Origin of the sequence: Streptomyces sp. NPDC057253, assembly GCF_042669125.1 — a bacterium.
In the GTDB taxonomy this organism is placed as follows: Bacteria; Actinomycetota; Actinomycetes; order Streptomycetales; family Streptomycetaceae; genus Streptomyces.
This window is the reverse complement of sequence record NZ_JBHUXV010000009.1, coordinates 76645-93678: the sequence shown is the minus strand read 5'-3', so window position 1 is coordinate 93678 and position 17034 is coordinate 76645. Positions and strand designations below refer to the sequence as shown.

Here is a 17034-nt window from a genome sequence, read left to right as displayed (position 1 = left end):
CGCTGAGAGCCCGTGAGTCCCCAAGGACGCGTGCCAGGCTCGGATAACCCGCGGACGGCGTGACACGCTGAGAGCACCGTGAGTCCCCGTGGACGCGTGCCAGGCCGGGATCGCCCGCGAAACCCCGCCGACCGCGTGACACGCTGGGACCATCGCAACCGGTCGGACCAAGGAGCCCCGTGACGTACGACATCGCCGCCCTCCGCTCCCACTTCCCGGCCCTGGCCGCCGGTGTCGCCCACTTCGACGGCCCCGGCGGCACCCAGACCCCCACCCCCGTCATCCGGGCCATCGCGGACGCGCTGGCACAGCCCCTGTCGAACCGGGGGCGGATCACGCTGGGGGAGCGCAACGCCGAGGCCCTCGTCACCGGGGCCCGCCGGGCCATGGCCGACCTCCTCGGGGCGCACCCGTCGGGGATCGTCTTCGGCCGCAGTGCCACCCAGCTCACCTACGAGTTCTCGCGCACCCTCGCCAAGACCTGGTCGCCCGGCGACGAGGTGGTCGTCACCCGCCTCGACCACGACGCCAACATCCGGCCGTGGACCCAGTCGGGCGCCACCGTGCGCTGGGCCGAATTCGACCCGAGCACAGGGGAGTTGACGGTCGACGCCATCCGGGCCGTGCTGTCCGGGCGCACCCGGCTCGTCGCCGTCACCGCCGCCTCCAACCTCATCGGCACCCGTCCCGACATCCCCGCGATCGCGCGAGCCGCCCACGAAGTCGGCGCGCTCCTCTACGTGGACGGCGTCCACCACACCGCCCACTCCCTCGTGGACCTGGAGGAGTCGGGCGCCGACTTCTACGTCTGCTCCCCCTACAAGTTCCTCGGCCCCCATCACGGAGTCCTCGCCGCCCGCCCGGAGCTGCTGGAGACCCTGCGCCCGGACAAGCTCCTGCCCTCCACCGACGCCGTCCCCGAGCGCTTCGAACTCGGCACGCTGCCCTACGAGTTCCTCGCCGGGACGACAGCCGCGGTCGACTTCCTCGCCGACCGGCTGGACCCGGACGCCACCGGCACCCGGCGCGAGCGGCTGACCGCCGGGTTCGCCGCGCTCGAAGCCCACGAACACGTCCTGCGCACACGGATCGACCAGGGGCTGGCCGCGCTCGACGGGATCACCGTCCACTCCAGGGCCGCCGACCGCACCCCCACCGTGCTGCTGACCTTCGACCACGACGACACCGCCGACGCGTACGGCTTCCTCGCCGAGCGCGGTGTCCAGGCGCCCGTCGGCTCCTTCTACGCCGTCGAGGCATCCCGACACCTCGGCCTCGGCGACACCGGCGGCCTGCGCGTGGGCCTCGCCCCCTACAACGACACGGAGGACGTCGACCGGCTCCTGACCGGGCTGACCGACTTCCTGAAGAGGTGAAGGGAGAACCACCCATGACCACCTTCCCCACCGCACGAGACGTCCGGACCACCCCCGAAGGCCTGCTGTGGGAGCCCAGCGAGCGCTGGGTGCGCGGCCGCAAGGGGGACGTCACGGTCGTCGACAGCCGGCACCCCGTCCTCGTCTGGGAACCGGACGTCCCCGTCCCGCTGTACGCCTTCCCGCGCGCCGACGTACGCGAGGACCTGCTGCGGCCCGCGAAGAACCCGCGGACCGGAAGCCACACCGGATCACAGGTCTTCTACGACCTCGAAGTCGACGGCGAGGTCGTGGAGAACGCCGCCTGGACCTTCCCGGCCGCCGACCTCGCCGACCACATCGCCTTCGCGTGGTTCCGGCGCTGGGGGACCGGCCTCGACCACTGGTACGAGGAGGAGGAAGAGATCTTCGTCCACCCCCGTGACCCGCACAAACGTGTCGACGCCATGCCCAGCAGCCGCCATGTCCGGGTGGAGATCGACGGGACGGTCGTCGCCGACACCCGCCGACCGGTCCTCCTCTTCGAGACCGGCCTGCCCACGCGGTACTACATCCCGCGCGAGGACGTCCGCCTCGACCTGCTCGAACCCACCGACCACCAAAGCCAGTGCCCCTACAAGGGCACCGCCGAGTACTGGTCGACGGGCGGCCACGCCAACATCGTCTGGAGCTACCCGGACCCGCTGCCCGCCGTCGGCGCGATCAGGGGACTGCTCGCGTTCTACAACGAGGCCGTCGACATCACCGTGGACGGGGAGCGCCTGGAGCGGCCGGTCACCGTCTTCACCGGCACCGTGAAGTGACCAGGGCTGCCCTCGACCCGGATCGTCTTCGAACGGCCCGCGACACGTGACCTGACTCTCATGGCCACCGGGGGTCTTTGCCGAGACCATGGGGGCGTCACCGGCAGGCGGGAAGGAACGGGAATGCTCCGCAAGGTACTGGTCGCCAACCGTGGTGAGATCGCGATTCGCGCGTTTCGCGCGGGTTATGAGGTGGGCGCGAGGACGGTCGCCGTCTTCCCGCACGAGGACCGCAACTCACTGCACCGACTCAAAGCCGACGAGGCCTACGAGATCGGCGAACCGGGCCATCCCGTGCGGGCCTACCTCTCCGTCGACGAGATCATCCGCGCCGCCCGCCAGGCCGGCGCCGACGCCGTGTACCCCGGCTACGGCTTCCTGTCGGAGAACCCCGAGCTCGCGCGGGCCTGCGAGGAGGCGGGCATCACCTTCGTCGGCCCCAGCGCCGACATCCTCGAACTGACCGGCAACAAGGCCCGCGCGGTCGCCGCGGCCCGCGCCGCCGGCGTACCGGTGCTGGGCTCCTCGGCGCCCTCCGACGACGTGGACGAGCTGGTCAGGGCCGCCGACGACATCGGCTTCCCGGTCTTCGTGAAGGCCGTCGCCGGTGGCGGCGGGCGCGGTATGCGCCGGGTCGAGGACCCCGCTCAGCTGCGCGAGTCCATCGAGGCGGCCGCCCGCGAGGCCGCCTCCGCCTTCGGCGACTCGACCGTCTTCCTGGAGAAGGCCGTCGTCGAGCCCCGCCACATCGAGGTGCAGATCCTCGCCGACGGCGAGGGCAACGTCATCCACCTCTATGAGCGCGACTGCTCGGTGCAGCGCCGCCACCAGAAGGTCATCGAGCTCGCGCCCGCACCGAACCTCGACCCCGAACTGCGCGACCGCATCTGCGCCGACGCCGTCCGCTTCGCCCGCGAGATCGGCTACCGCAACGCGGGCACCGTGGAGTTCCTCCTCGACCGCGACGGCAACCACGTCTTCATCGAGATGAACCCGCGCATCCAGGTCGAGCACACGGTCACCGAGGAGGTCACCGACGTCGACCTCGTCCAGGCCCAGCTGCGCATCGCCGCCGGCGCCACCCTCGCCGACCTCGGGCTCTCCCAGGAGACGATCCGGCTGCACGGCGCCGCCCTCCAGTGCCGTATCACTACCGAGGACCCCGCCAACGGCTTCCGCCCGGACACCGGCCGCATCAGCGCCTACCGCTCGCCCGGCGGCTCCGGCATCCGCCTCGACGGCGGAACGACCCACGCCGGTACGGAGATCAGCGCCCACTTCGACTCCATGCTGGTCAAACTCTCCTGCCGGGGCCGGGACTTCACCACCGCCGTCAACCGGGCCCGGCGAGCCGTCGCCGAGTTCCGCATCCGCGGAGTCGCCACCAACATCCCCTTCCTGCAAGCGGTGCTGGACGACCCGGACTTCCAGGCGGGCAACGTCACCACGTCGTTCATCGAGCAGCGCCCGCACCTGCTGACGGCCCGTCACTCCGCCGACCGCGGCACCAAGTTGCTCACGTACCTGGCGGACGTGACGGTCAACAAGCCGCACGGCGAGCGCCCGGAGCTGATCGACCCCGTCTCCAAGCTGCCGACGACACCGGACATCGAGCCGCCCGCGGGATCCAAGCAGAAGCTCACCGAACTGGGCCCCGAGGGCTTCGCCCGGTGGCTGCGCGAGTCCCCGACCATCGGCGTCACCGACACCACCTTCCGCGACGCGCACCAGTCCCTGCTCGCGACCCGCGTCCGCACCAAGGACATGCTCGCCGTCGCCCCGGCCGTCGCCCGCACCCTGCCCGAGCTGCTCTCCCTGGAGTGCTGGGGCGGCGCGACCTACGACGTGGCCCTGCGCTTCCTCGCCGAGGACCCATGGGAGCGGCTGGCCGCCCTGCGCGAGGCCGTGCCCAACATCTGCCTCCAGATGCTGCTGCGCGGCCGCAACACCGTCGGCTACACCCCGTACCCGACCGAGGTGACGGACGCCTTCGTGCAGGAGGCCGCCGAGACCGGCATCGACATCTTCCGCATCTTCGACGCCCTCAACGACGTCAGCCAGATGCGCCCCGCCATCGAGGCCGTACGCGCCACCGGCACCTCGGTCGCCGAGGTCGCCCTCTGCTACACCTCGGACCTCTCCGACCCGAACGAACGCCTCTACACCCTCGACTACTACCTGCGCCTGGCCGAGCAGATCGTCGCCGCGGGCGCCCACGTCCTGGCCGTCAAGGACATGGCGGGCCTGCTGCGCGCCCCCGCCGCCGCCAAGCTCGTGGCGGCCCTGCGCCGTGAGTTCGACGTGCCGGTGCACATCCACACCCACGACACCGCGGGCGGCCAGCTCGCCACCTACCTGGCCGCGATCCAGGCCGGCGCGGACGCCGTGGACGGTGCCGTGGCCTCCATGGCCGGCACCACCTCCCAGCCCTCCCTCTCCGCGATCGTCGCCGCGACCGACCACTCCGACCGGCCGACCGGCCTCGATCTGCGGGCGGTCGGCGACATGGAGCCGTACTGGGAGAGCGTCCGCCGGGTCTACGCCCCCTTCGAGGCGGGCCTCGCCTCCCCGACCGGGCGGGTCTACGACCACGAGATCCCGGGCGGCCAGCTCTCCAACCTGCGCACCCAGGCCGTCGCCCTCGGCCTCGGCGACCGGTTCGAGGACATCGAGGCGATGTACGCGGCCGCCGACCGGATCCTCGGCCACCTGGTGAAGGTCACCCCGTCCTCCAAGGTGGTCGGCGACCTCGCCCTGCACCTCGTCGGCGCGGGCGTGTCCCCGAAGGAGTTCGAGGAGACCCCGGACCGCTTCGACATCCCCGACTCCGTGATCGGCTTCCTGCGCGGCGAGCTCGGCACCCCGCCCGGCGGCTGGCCCGAGCCCTTCCGCACCAAGGCCCTGAAGGGCCGCGCCGACGCCAAGCCCGTCCAGGAACTGAACGCCGAGGACCGCGAGGGCCTGGAGAAGGACCGCCGCTCGACCCTGAACCGGCTCCTGTTCCCCGCCCCCACCCGCGAGTTCGAGACCCACCGCCAGTCCTACGGCGACACCAGCCTCCTGGACAGCAAGGACTTCTTCTACGGCCTTCGCCCGGGCAAGGAGTACGCCGTCGACCTGGAACCCGGCGTCCGCCTCCTCATCGCGCTGGAGGCGATCGGCGAGGCCGACGAGCGGGGCATGCGCACGGTGATGTCGACGCTCAACGGCCAGCTGCGGCCCATCCAGATCCGCGATGCCGCCGCCTCCTCGGACATCCCGACCACGGAGAAGGCCGACCGTTCCGACAGCGGCCATGTGGCCGCCCCCTTCGCCGGCGTGGTCACGCTGGTGGTCGCCGAGGGCGACGAGGTGGCGGCCGGGGCGACCGTGGCCACCATCGAGGCGATGAAGATGGAGGCCACCATCACGGCGTCGAAGGCAGGCCGCGTCTCCCGGCTCGCCATCAACAAGGTGCAGCAGGTGGAGGGCGGCGACCTGCTGGTCGAGATCGCCTGAGCCCCGACGCCCGCCCGCGTCCGGAACCGTGACACCTGCTTCCATATGGCTCAAAACCATTGCGACCCGGCCCCGGCGGTTCGAGTCTGGACCCAGGTGCCGTGCGGCGAGGAGGACGGACGATGACGACGGGCAGCGACGCACCGGACGCCGAACGGCAACGACTGGCCGAGGCCGACGCCGGTACGGCCCCCTGGCGACGCTGGGGGCCGTACCTGAGCGAACGTCAGTGGGGCACCGTCCGCGAGGACTACAGCGACAACGGCGACGCCTGGTCGTACTTCACCCACGACCAGGCCCGCTCCCGCGCCTACCGCTGGGGCGAGGACGGCATCGCCGGAGTCAGCGACGACAAACAGCGGCTGTGCTTCGCGCTCGCCCTGTGGAACGGCCGCGACCCCCTCCTCAAGGAGCGGATGTTCGGCCTGACCAACGCGGAGGGCAACCACGGCGAGGACGTGAAGGAGTACTGGTTCCACCTCGACAACACGCCCACCCACTCGTCCATGAAGTACCTCTACAAGTACCCGCAGGGCGAGTTCCCCTACGCCGACCTCGTGGCCGGCAACCGGGCCCGGGGCCGCAAGGACTTCGAGTACGAGCTCCTCGACACCGGAGTCTTCGACGAGGACCGCTACTTCGACGTGTTCGTCGAGTACGCCAAGGCGGGACCGGAAGACCTCCTGATCGAGATCACCGCGCACAACAGGGGCCCCGAGGAGGCAGTGCTGCACCTCCTGCCCACCCTGTGGTTCCGGCACACCTGGTCCTGGGCGGGCGGCACGGCGGTCCCGGCGCTGCACGCCACGGACGGGGCGATCCGCGCCGACCACGAGGAGCTGGGCACGCGGTGGCTGTACCACCAGGGCGAGCCGCTGTTCACCGACAACGAGACCGACAACGAACGGATCTTCGGCAGCCCGAACACCACCCCGTACGTGAAGGACGGCATCGACCGGTACGTGGTCCACGGTGAGACGGACGCCGTCAACCCCGCCCGCACCGGCACCAAGGCCGCCGTCCACCACGTGCTCACGATCCCCGCAGGGGACAGCGCCCGCATCCGCCTGCGCCTGACCGACACCGAACTCACCGACCCTTGGAGCGAGTTCGACGCCGTGCTCGACCTGCGCCGCACCGAGGCCGACACCTTCTACGCGGGCATCACCCCACCGGGCGTGGGAGCCGAGGAGCGGCGACTCGCCCGCCAGGCCCTCGCCGGCATGCTCTGGAGCAAGCAGTACTACTACCTCGACGTCGAGCGCTGGCTCGCCGAGCACGGCGTGGACCCGCTCGCCGCCGACCCGCGCCTCCGCAACAGCGCCTGGTACCACATGGTCAACGACGAGATCATGTCGATGCCGGACACCTGGGAGTACCCGTGGTTCGCGGCCTGGGACCTCGCCTTCCACACCCTCGCCCTCGCCATGGTCGACATCGGCTTCGCCAAGTCCCAGCTCGACCTGCTGCTGCACCGCCTCTACCTCCACCCCAACGGCCAGATCCCCGCCTACGAATGGAACTTCGGCGACGTCAACCCGCCGGTGCACGCCTGGGCGGTGCTGTTCGTGTACGAGCTGGAGAAGCACCGCACCGGCCGCGGCGACCGCGCCTTCCTGGAGAACGCCTTCCACAAGCTGACGAAGAACTTCACCTGGTGGCTCAACCGCAAGGACCCCGACGGCAACAACGTCTTCCAGGGCGGCTTCCTCGGCCTCGACAACATCGGCGTCTTCGACCGCAGCGCGCCCCTGCCCACCGGCGGCCGGCTCGACCAGGCCGACGGCACCGCGTGGATGGCGCTGTACTGCCAGAACCTCTTCGACATCGCCATCGAACTCGCCGTGGAGAACCGGGTCTACGTCGAACAGGCGCAGATGCTCTTCGAGCACTTCGCGTGGATCGCCGTCGCCCTCAACCGCATCGGCAAGGACAACGCCAGCCTCTGGGACGAGGAGGACGGCTTCTTCTACGACGTCCTGCGTCTGCCCGACGGCACCGCGACCCCGTTGAAGGTGCGGTCCCTGGTCGGCCTGGTACCGCTGGCGGCGACCAGCGTCATCGGCGGCCGGGTGGACCAGGCGTTCCCCGAACTCGCGGCTGGAGCGCGGGACTTCATCCGACGCCATCCCGCCGTCGAGGCCTTCGTCGCACAGCAGGCGGCGGACGGCCCCGGCACCGACGGCCGGCACCTCTTCGCGCTGTTCGGCGAGGAGCGGCTGCGCCGGATCCTGGCCCGCATGCTCGACGAGGACGAGTTCCTAGGCCCCTACGGCATCCGGTCCCTGTCCAAGTACCACGAGAAGCACCCGTACACCTTCGACGTGCACGGCCAGGAGTACGGCGTCGGCTATCTGCCCGCCGAGTCCGACTCCGGGATGTTCGGCGGGAACTCCAACTGGCGCGGCCCGGTGTGGTTCCCGATGAACATCCTGCTCATCCGCGCCCTGCTGAACCTCCACGCCTACCACGGCCCCGAGTTCACCGTGGAGTGCCCGACCGGCTCCGGACGCCGGCTCAACCTGTACGAGGTCGCCCGTGAGATCTCCGACCGGCTCACCGCCACCTTCCTGCCCGACGCCGACGGCGGGCGGCCGGTGCACGGCGGCCAGTCGGTGTTCGCCAAGGACCCGCACTGGAAGGACCTGATCCTCTTCTACGAGTACTTCCACGGCGACAACGGCGCGGGACTCGGCGCCTGTCACCAGACCGGCTGGACAGGCCTGGTGGCCACCACCGCGACCCTCTTCCACGCCATCGGCGAGGAGGACTGGCACCGGGGCGCGCGGGAGTCGCTCCGGCCGACGGGAGACGGCGACGGCGACAGGGAGGAGCCTCTGTCATGACGGTCATCCACGAGATCAACACCCTCGTGTGGCTCGGCGGGTTGAGCCACCGCCTCGGCCGTCCCGTCACCCTCGGCGAGGTCCCCGGCGAGGCCTGGGACGCGGTCGTGCCATCCGGTGTCGACACCGTGTGGCTGATGGGCGTGTGGGAACGCAGCCCGGCCGGACTGGAGATCGCCCTGCGCGACGAGGGTCTCCTGGCCTCCTTCCGCGAGGCCCTGCCCGACCTCACCGAGGCGGACATCGCCGGATCCCCGTACTGCGTGCGGAACTACGTCGTCGACGCCGCGCTCGGCGGCCCCGAGGGACTGGCCGAGGCCCGCGCCCAACTGGCCGCGCGGGGAGCCCGGTTGATCCTCGACTACGTCCCCAACCACGTGGCCCCCGACCACCCCTGGCTCACCGCGCACCCCGACCGACTCGTCCGGGGCACCGCCGAGGACCTGGCCCGCGCTCCGGGTGACTTCCTGGAGAGCGGGGGACAGGTCTTCGCCCGGGGCCGCGACCCCTACTTCCCGCCCTGGCCGGACGTGGTCCAGCTGAACGCCTTCAGCGACACCCTCCGCGAGGCGACCGTGGAGACCCTGGTGTCCATCGGCGACCAGGCCGACGGCGTGCGCTGCGACATGGCGATGCTGCTGATGAACGACATCTTCGGCAAGACCTGGCCGGACCGCGCGGGCCCGGCCCCGGCCGAGGACTTCTGGCCGTACGTCATCCCCCGCGTCCACGCCCGCCGTCCCGGCCTCCTCTTCGTCGCCGAGGCCTACTGGGACCTCGAAGGAGCCCTCCAGCAGCAGGGCTTCGACCACTGCTACGACAAGCGCCTCTACGACCGCCTCCTCCACGAGGACGCCGGCTCCGTCCGTGCCCACCTGGGCGCCGACCTCACCTACCAGAACGGTCTCGTCCGCTTCCTGGAGAACCACGACGAACCCCGGGTCGCCGCGGTGATCCCCGAGGACCGTGAACGCGCGGCCGCCGTGGCCGTGGCCACGCTGCCCGGCGCCACGCTCTGGCACGAGGGCCAGTTCGAGGGCCGCAGGGTGCGGCCACCGGTGTTCCTCAGCCGCAGACCGCAGGAGCCCGTCGACGAACCCCTGCGCGCGTTCTACGGCCGTCTGCTGCCCGCCGCCGCGACCGTGCGCCGCGGGGAGTGGCGGCCCGTCACCCCGGCGGGCTGGCCCGACAACGACACCCACCGCCGTCTCCTCGCCTGGACCTGGACCCACGCCGACGCCCGTCACCTGGTCGTCGTCAACGACTCCGACGGCCCGGCCCAGGCCCGGCTGCCCCTCCCCTGGGACGACCTGCGGGGACGGGAGCACCGCCTGACCGACCTGCTCGACGGGGCGGTCTACGACCGTGACGGAGACGAACTGACCGACTCCGGACTGTTCGTGTCCCTTCCGCCCTGGGGGTGCCACGTTTTCGCGTGGTAAGGGCCAGTTCGAGTGGTGGGGGCCACGGCACGGGCGTACGGTCGTACGGAGACCATGAGCAGCGACCCGCAGGCAAGTTCTGCACCACGGACCACCCCACCGGACTCCGGCGGCGGTGGCAACGTCATGGCCCTGCTGGTCATCGCGTCCTGTCAGCTGATGGTGGTGCTCGACATCACCATCGTGAACATCGCGCTCCCGGACATCCAGCGCTCCCTGGACTTCTCCACCACCAGCCTGGCCTGGGTGGTCAACGCGTACACCCTCACCTTCGGCGGACTGCTGCTGCTCGGCGGCCGGGCCGGGGACATCCTCGGCAGACGGCGGGTGTTCATCTTCGGAGTGCTGCTGTTCGTGCTCGCCTCCCTGCTCGGCGGACTCGCCCAGAACGAGGGGCAACTCCTCGCCGCACGCGCCCTCCAGGGCGTCGGCGGTGCCATCGCCTCCCCGACCGCCCTCTCGCTGGTCAGTACCACCTTCCGCGAAGGCCCCGAGCGCAACCGGGCCTTCGGCGTCTTCGCCGGCGTCTCGGCGGGTGGCGGCGCGATCGGTCTGCTGGCCGGCGGAGTCCTCGTCGAGTGGCTGAACTGGCGGTGGGTGCTGTTCGTCAACGTCCCCATCGGACTGCTCATCGCGCTCGCCACGCCCCGCTGGATCCGCGAGTCCGAGCGCCACCCCGGCAACTTCGACATCGCCGGCGCGCTGACCGCCACCGCGGGCATGGTGCTGCTGGTGTACGGCTTCATCAGGGCCGCCCAGGAAGGCTGGCGGGACACGCTCACCCTGTGCTCGTTCGCCGCGGCGGTCGTCCTCCTCGTGGGGTTCGTGCTGATCGAGAAGCGTTCCCGGCAGCCCATCACCCCGCTGCACATGTTCGCCGACCGCAACCGCGCGGGCACCTACGGGATCATGCTGTGCCTCGCGGCCGCGATCTTCGGCATGTTCTTCTTCCTGACGCTCTTCGTGCAGAACGTCCTCGACTTCTCCCCGCTGGCCACCGGGTTCGCGTTCCTGCCGGTCAGCGCGGTCATCGCGGTCGGCGCCGGACTGGCCTCCCGGTTCCTCCCCGTCTACGGTCCCAAGCCGTTCATGGTGGGGGGAGCCATCCTGGCCGCGATCGGCCTCGGCTGGCTGACCCTCACCGACGTTCACTCCACCTACGCGGGCAGCGTCCTCGGACCGATGCTCGTCTTCAGCCTCGGCATGGGCATGGAGTTCGTCTCGCTGACCCTGATGGCGCTCTCCAACGTGCCCAACGAGGAGACCGGCGCGGCCTCCGGACTCCTCAACGCCACCCAGCAGGTGGGCGGTTCGCTGGGGCTGTCCATCCTGGTCACGATGTTCGGCACGGCCAGCACCAACGAGGCGGAGAAGCAGGTCCCCCGCTTCCTCGCCCAGGCCACCCCGGTCGAGCGCCGGATCTTCGAACGCACCGGGCAACTCCCGGGCTCCTGGGGCGACGAGGTCCTCACCGCCGGAGTCTCGGCCGCCTTCGTCATGGCCGCGATCTTCACCGTGGTCGCCGCCCTCATCGCGATCGTGGTCATCCAGGTCCGCCCCTCCGACCTGGAACGCCTCAAGGGCGGGCCGACGCTGCCCCAGGGATGAGCCCGAGCCGCTGCGCGTGCAGGACCGTGCTGACGCGGTCGTGGGTGCCGAGCTTGCGGTAGATGTTCGCGATGTGCTTGTGGACCGTACGCTCCGAAATCCCCAGCCTGCGGCCTATCGACAGGGCGGTCAGGGCGTCGCCGAGCAGGAGCAGCACGGTCGACTCCCGGGGCGTGAGCGCCAGTTCCGCCGTCTCCTCGGACGGGGCCGCAAGCCGCCGCAGGAGCCGGCGCTGCTCCTCGACGGCGGCCAGCAGCGGCTGCAACTGCTCGGCGAGGCGCAGTTCGTCGTCGCTGAAGTCCCGGCCGGAGCGGTAGACCATGCACCCGGTGACCGGGGTGGTCGAGCGCGGCAGCGGGACCCCCAGCACATGGTCGACGTCCAGGAGGTCGTCGAGCAGTCGCGCGGTCGGGCTCCCCGACCAGGACCGGCCGGCCACCCGACGAGCCGTCACCGGCGCCCGGTCCGCTCTGCTCGCGTAGTGCGCGGCCAGTGGATAGCCCGCGCGCAGCAGGGCCGTCTCCTCGTCCCCGAGCGCGGTGAACTCCGAGGTGACACCGGGGGACAGCCCCAGGGTGCCCTCGTTCTCGTTCCAGTTGTCCAGCTTGTAGATCAGGGCGTCCCCACCGCACAGGGCCGGCAGGTCGGCCGCCAGCAGGGGCCACAGCTGCTCAGGGTCGCGTTCGTGGAGCGCGGCCACGGCGACCGACAGCACCCGCTCATACGCAGTTGTACCCATACCGGCCCAGTACCTCGCTGACCCACACTTCATCCGGGCAACATCGAAGTTGTCGACATGACTCCAGCACATCGGCGCTCCGGCAGCCGCAGCGGGGGAGACCAGGCACAGGAGGGGATGCCTGGGTCTCTCCTTTTTTCGTGCGGGCCGCCGGCACGGGGGACCGGCGGCCCGCACGTGGGGGTCAGGCGGGCCGGATCGCGCCGCGGATGATCGACTCGCCGGTCGGGTAGATCGACTCCTCGCGGATCGACGCCCCCGGGCCCGGCGCGTGGATCATCATGCCGTTGCCGGTGCACAGGCCCACGTGGCTGAGGTCGTCGTGGAAGAAGACCAGGTCGCCGGGTTGCATGGCGTACAGCGGCACTGCCGTCCCGGTGCTCGCCTGACCGAGGGAGGTACGCGGCAGGGAGACACCGGCGACCTTCCAGGCGGCCTGGGTGAGACCGGCGTTGTCGTACGAACCCGGGCCCGCCGCGCCCCAGACGCAGGGCTTGCCGATCTGGGAGCGGGCGAAGGCGAGTACCTGGATGACCTTCGAGTCGTAACCGGGGTCGGCGGTCGGGAGGGTGCCCGGGGCGGCGGTCTGCTGCGGGGCCTGCCACTGCGGTTCGGGGGTGCGGGGGGAGGGGATGGCGGGGATGGACTGGGTGCTGGTGGTGGCGAGGGGAGCGGGGGCGGGGGCCTGCGCGGTGAGCGGGGTGCTGAACTGGCCGGTGCCGTCGGGGAGGACGGTGCTGAACTGGCCCGTGTCGTTCGGCAGGGCGGTGCTGAACTGGCCCGTGCCGGTGGGGAGGACGGTGCTGAACTGGCCCGTGCCGTTGGGCAGGGCGGTGCTGAACTGGCCCGTGCCGTTGGGGAGGACTGTGCTGAACTGGCCCGTGCCGTTGGGCAGCGCGGTGCTGAACTGGCCCGTGTTGTCAGGGAGTCCGGCAGGGGCTTGTGCCGCGTACTCCGGTACTCCCGTGGCGAGTTGCCCGGTGTAGTCGGGGAGCCCGGTGCTGAGCTGACCGGTGTACTCGGGGAGCCCTGTGGCGGCCTGACCGGTGTACTCGGGGAAACCGGTGGTGAGTTGGCCGGTGTACTCCGGGAGGGCGAGGCCGGTCTGGGCGCCGTACGCCGGGAGGGCCGTGCTCGTCTGCGTGCCGTACTCGGGGAGGCCGGTGCCGGTCTGGGTGCCGTAGGCGGGGAAGGCCGTGCCGGTCTGCGTGCTGTACTCCGGGAAGCCGGTCTCCAGTTGCGGCACCATGGGTATCTCGCCGGTGCCGGTGAGGGGCTGCGATGCCGGGTCCGGTGCCCAGGCCGGGGACTGGTCCGGCGCGGCGGCGAGCGCGGCCGGTGCCGTCTCCGGTGCGGCCGGCAGGGCGAGCATCGGCTTGGCGGTCAGCTCGGGCACGGCCTGCTCGGCCGGCTTCGGCGCACGGGACGCGGGGGCCTCCGCGGGGCGCTGACGGCGCGGCTCGGCCGACGGGGCCGGAACACGGTCACGCGGCAGGGTCGCCTCGACGAACGGGCCCAACTTCGCCCGGCCCACGCCGTACCACTGCTTGGCGAGGGCGTCGAGACCGGGCTCGCTCCCGGACCTGCGGCTCCCGCCGGTGGCCGCGGGGGCACGGTCGCGGGGGCTCGACGACTTGCTGGCCGCGCGGGTGGCGTTGTAGGTGCCGGAGTCGGACTCGGCGCGGTCGTAGAGGTTGGTGATCCGCCGGTTCACCTCGTCGCGGCTGGGTTCCTCGTCGGCGGCGGCGTTCCCGGTCTGGGAGAGCAGTGCCGCGGAGGCCATCGCGGCCGTCGCGAGCGCGGAGTTGCGCTTGGCCGGGAGGCTGGACCCTCCATTGCGCGAAGTTCGTTCCGGCGCCATGAAAGTCATGCCCCTTCCTCGTGCTGTTCGCCGTCAACCTAACCAACTTGTGAGGCTCACGTGAAGATTGAAGTGTGAAAAGGGCGAGATGTAACTGTGACCTTCGTCGCGTGCGCCCGTTTCCGCAGGTGAGGGTCAGTGTTGTCCGCGCTGCCGTCGCCACGCCTCGTAATGGTCGAGGATCGTCTCCGTCACCGGCCGGTAGCTGAGGCCCAGTTCGTTCACGCTGCGGCTGTTGTCCACCTCGAAGCGGATGCCGAGGTGCTTGCGCATGTAGTCCTGGGTGAGCCCGAAGGCCGGGCCCAGGATCCGTACCGGCCAGTGCGGGAGCGCGGTCCGCGGGAGGCGCCGATCCCGGGGGTGGCGGGCTCGGATGACGCGGGACATCTCGTGGAACGACGTCATCGTCCGGGCGGCCAGGATGTAACGGCCCTTCGCGTCGGGCTTCTCGGCGGCGGCGATGTGTGCGTCGGCCACGTCACGGACGTCGACCGTGGTGAAACTGAAGTCCGGGGCGCCGTAGAAGAAGTAGCCCTTGAACAGTTCCTCCAGGAGGAAGAGGCTGCCGGACTCGGAGGCGGGGGTGAGGGAGGGGCCCAGGATCAGGCCGGGGTTGACGGAGACCATGCGCCAGCGGTTCTGCGCGGCCTCCGCGTCCCAGGCCGCGCGTTCGGCGACCGTCTTGGCGTAGTGGTACGGGTTGTTGTCCACCGTGCTGCTGGTGTTGAAGTACCTCTCCGACAGGATCTGCCCCTCCATGTCCCGCACGTCGGCGTAGTCGCCGAAGATCGCGCCGACCGTGGAGGTGAACACCAGCCGCTCCACGGACGGCGTCCGCTCGATGCCGGCCAGGACGTTACGGGTGCCGGTCAGGGCCGGATCGACCATGTCCTTCTGGCCGTCCTTGATCTTCTCCGGCATGAAGAAGGGCGAGGCGACGTGGAAGACGACCCGGCAGCCCGTCATGGCCTCGTCGAAGGAACCCTCTTGGAGGAGGTCCGCCTCGAACAGACTTAGCTTGCCGGGGAATTCGGCCTGCATGTCCCGCAACGGCCGCACCTTCGCCGCGTTCGCGAGGCTGCGCACGGTGGCGTGCACCTGGTAGCCGCGCTCCAGCAGTCGCCGTACCAGATGACTGCCCACGAAACCGCTGCCGCCGGTCACCAGGACCCTGCCCGACTCCGCACCCATGCCGCCGCTCCTCCGCCCGGGAGTGACATTGAAGCACCGGCGGATCTTCCGCGGCAGGTGATCGCCCGCACCGCCCGCACGGCTCACGCGGCCGCCGGTCTCCTCAGTGGTCGCCGTTCAGGACGCGGTCGGCGTTCGCCGTCTGGGTGCGGATGGCGTCCTTCGCGCGGGCGAGTTCCGGCCCCTTGGAGGCCATCAACTGCCGCTGGTAGGCGGTGTCCACGGTGAACCAGACGCCGATCACATTGGTCTGCCGCTTGCAGGCCACGTCGGCCTCGGCCAGGGCGATCTCCTGCCGGGTCGGCGCCGGGCCGGTGAACCGGGGGTCCTTGCCGGGGGCGTCGGTGGGCGCGGCATAGGAGTAGCCGTGGGCGCGCATACAGGCCGACCACGCGCGGAAGACCGACCTGACACGGGGGTCTGCCCGCGACTTCTGGTAGCTGACGATGTTGATCTCACTGGCCAGTTGGTCGTTTCCCAGCGGCCGGTCGCCGGTCAGCCGGGCGGTCGCCTGTCCCTGGCAACCGCCCTCCGGTACCGCCAGGCCGTGATACCGGCTCGGGGCCGGTGCGCCGTCGGCGGTACGTCCGGTCAGTACGGTCATTGCGTCGGCGTCGGCGTCGGCGTCGGGCCCGGCGGTGGTGGAGTCCTCGGTGGTCCTCTGCCGGGGGTCGGGAGCGAAGTGGTACCCGTGCCGGGCCGCGAGCGCCGGATCGGTGATGCCGTAGCGGCGGTCCATGTTGGCCGCGTTCCTCATGCCCCCCGCCGTTTCGGTGCTGTCGCCCGGCTCGGGGCCGGGAGCGGGCCACGCGAAACCGAACCGGCGCATGCACGGGACCACCAACGTCTGCCGGGCCCGCAGGACGTCGGCCAGCTGACGGGTGGTGAACAGATAGGGCTCGATCGGCAGGACCAGGGACGTCACGCCGAGGATCACCGGGGTGCCGGCCACCTGACGTGTGGTGGCGGGGGCGGATTCGTGCGGCCGCTCGGCGACTCCGTCCGAACAACCGGTGATCGCGACGAGAGCGGCCAGGGCGCCGAGGGTCGCGGTGGCTCGAACACCCTTGTTGTCTAGGGTCGTTGACGTTGGGCGCATGTACGTCTCCCCCTTGGGGCGAGCAGATGGGTCCGACCACGAGTGCTCGTCGCGGCGGCGGGCCGGGAGAGCGTCTCCACGACCCGCCGCCACGTGCGTCGAGGTCAGCCCACGTAGGTCCAGCTCAGCGAGGCGTTGTCGTTGCGCACCCCGACCTTCAACTGGCGGGCCTCGCCCGGGGAGAAGGTGTCCACCGCGCCCTGGAAGTTCTCGTTGTACCAAATGTTCGCGGCCCAGTGCTGGTCGTTGTTGAACGCCCGGTTGACGTTGTTCTTCACGCGCTGGCCGTAGCCGTCGACACCGCTGTTGAAGGTGTCCGAGCCGAAGTCCGCGGTGCCGCCGGAGTAGGCCCTCCAGGCGCTGTTGGACGCGGTGCTGTAGTAGAGGTAGATGTTTCCGTCCCAGGCCGCCTTGGCCGGGGCGGCCGTGGCCGTGCCGACGCCGGTCAGCAGGAGCGCGGCGGTGGCCGACCCCGCCACAACGGCCGAAAGCATGCGGGTCCTCATGGTGTCCTCCCTGAAAGATCCTTTTCATGGGCCGGGTCGGTGACCGGCCCGGGTTCCGAGCTTTC

The 17034-nt window shown here is 70.9% G+C and carries 11 protein-coding genes; 6 read left to right on the top strand and 5 right to left on the bottom strand.

Annotated features, from left to right (window positions below):
• Positions 1-179: 179 nt before the first annotated feature.
• The 6 genes from ACFULQ_RS07165 to ACFULQ_RS07140 all read left to right on the top strand — a co-directional run bounded on the left by ACFULQ_RS07165 (position 180) and on the right by ACFULQ_RS07140 (position 11573).
• A complete protein-coding gene (locus ACFULQ_RS07165; protein ID WP_383539302.1) occupies positions 180-1376 on the top strand; it encodes a cysteine desulfurase-like protein in 1197 nt (398 codons plus the stop codon).
• Positions 1377-1390: 14 nt separating this feature from the next.
• Positions 1391-2179 carry a DUF427 domain-containing protein gene (locus ACFULQ_RS07160; RefSeq protein WP_383539299.1) on the top strand — a complete coding sequence of 263 codons (789 nt, stop codon included), beginning with the start codon at positions 1391-1393 and terminating at the stop codon, positions 2177-2179.
• Positions 2180-2302: 123 nt separating this feature from the next.
• Positions 2303-5677, top strand: a complete 3375-nt coding sequence (locus ACFULQ_RS07155; RefSeq protein ID WP_383539297.1) for a pyruvate carboxylase — start codon at positions 2303-2305, stop codon at positions 5675-5677.
• Between the two features lie 122 nt (positions 5678-5799).
• The gene (locus ACFULQ_RS07150; RefSeq protein ID WP_383539294.1) at positions 5800-8523 is read left to right on the top strand and encodes a glucosidase; all 2724 of its coding nucleotides are present in this window, start codon (positions 5800-5802) and stop codon (positions 8521-8523) included.
• Positions 8520-9965: an alpha-amylase gene (locus ACFULQ_RS07145; protein WP_383539291.1), complete on the top strand. Its 1446-nt coding sequence runs from the start codon at positions 8520-8522 to the stop codon at positions 9963-9965. The genes ACFULQ_RS07150 and ACFULQ_RS07145 overlap by 4 nt, the downstream gene beginning before the upstream one ends.
• A 126-nt stretch (positions 9966-10091) precedes the next feature.
• Complete coding sequence (locus ACFULQ_RS07140) at positions 10092-11573, top strand: MFS transporter (protein WP_383539431.1); 1482 nt, start codon at positions 10092-10094, stop codon at positions 11571-11573.
• Here ACFULQ_RS07140 and ACFULQ_RS07135 read toward each other — a convergent pair.
• From ACFULQ_RS07135 to ACFULQ_RS07115, 5 genes are all read right to left on the bottom strand, one after another.
• The gene (locus ACFULQ_RS07135) at positions 11542-12312 is read right to left on the bottom strand and encodes a response regulator transcription factor (protein ID WP_383539289.1); all 771 of its coding nucleotides are present in this window, start codon (positions 12310-12312) and stop codon (positions 11542-11544) included. The two genes, ACFULQ_RS07140 and ACFULQ_RS07135, sit on opposite strands and share 32 nt — an antisense overlap.
• Positions 12313-12496: 184 nt before the next feature.
• Complete coding sequence (locus tag ACFULQ_RS07130) at positions 12497-14182, bottom strand: NlpC/P60 family protein (RefSeq protein WP_383539286.1); 1686 nt, start codon at positions 14180-14182, stop codon at positions 12497-12499.
• Positions 14183-14308: 126 nt separating this feature from the next.
• Positions 14309-15364 (bottom strand): NAD-dependent epimerase/dehydratase family protein, encoded by a 1056-nt coding sequence (locus ACFULQ_RS07125; protein ID WP_383539283.1) that lies wholly within the window; start codon positions 15362-15364, stop codon positions 14309-14311.
• A 103-nt stretch (positions 15365-15467) separates the two neighbouring features.
• Positions 15468-16463: a hypothetical protein gene (locus tag ACFULQ_RS07120; protein ID WP_383539281.1), complete on the bottom strand. Its 996-nt coding sequence runs from the start codon at positions 16461-16463 to the stop codon at positions 15468-15470.
• A 104-nt stretch (positions 16464-16567) separates the two neighbouring features.
• On the bottom strand, positions 16568-16969 hold the full coding sequence (locus ACFULQ_RS07115; protein WP_383539278.1) for a hypothetical protein: 402 nt from the start codon (positions 16967-16969) through the stop codon (positions 16568-16570).
• Between the last annotated feature and the right edge of the window lie 65 nt (positions 16970-17034).

Excerpts from the sequence above, each read along its gene's own strand:
- ACFULQ_RS07160 (WP_383539299.1), top strand. The coding sequence starts at position 1,391 with ATGACCACCTTCCCCACCGCACGAGACGTCCGGACCACCCCCGAAGGC.
- ACFULQ_RS07155 (WP_383539297.1), top strand. The coding sequence starts at position 2,303 with ATGCTCCGCAAGGTACTGGTCGCCAACCGTGGTGAGATCGCGATTCGC.
- ACFULQ_RS07150 (WP_383539294.1), top strand. The coding sequence starts at position 5,800 with ATGACGACGGGCAGCGACGCACCGGACGCCGAACGGCAACGACTGGCC.
- ACFULQ_RS07145 (WP_383539291.1), top strand. The coding sequence starts at position 8,520 with ATGACGGTCATCCACGAGATCAACACCCTCGTGTGGCTCGGCGGGTTG.
- ACFULQ_RS07140 (WP_383539431.1), top strand. The coding sequence starts at position 10,092 with ATGGCCCTGCTGGTCATCGCGTCCTGTCAGCTGATGGTGGTGCTCGAC.
- ACFULQ_RS07135 (WP_383539289.1), bottom strand. The coding sequence starts at position 12,312 with ATGGGTACAACTGCGTATGAGCGGGTGCTGTCGGTCGCCGTGGCCGCG.
- ACFULQ_RS07130 (WP_383539286.1), bottom strand. The coding sequence starts at position 14,182 with ATGACTTTCATGGCGCCGGAACGAACTTCGCGCAATGGAGGGTCCAGC.
- ACFULQ_RS07125 (WP_383539283.1), bottom strand. The coding sequence starts at position 15,364 with ATGGGTGCGGAGTCGGGCAGGGTCCTGGTGACCGGCGGCAGCGGTTTC.
- ACFULQ_RS07120 (WP_383539281.1), bottom strand. The coding sequence starts at position 16,463 with ATGCGCCCAACGTCAACGACCCTAGACAACAAGGGTGTTCGAGCCACC.
- ACFULQ_RS07115 (WP_383539278.1), bottom strand. The coding sequence starts at position 16,969 with ATGAGGACCCGCATGCTTTCGGCCGTTGTGGCGGGGTCGGCCACCGCC.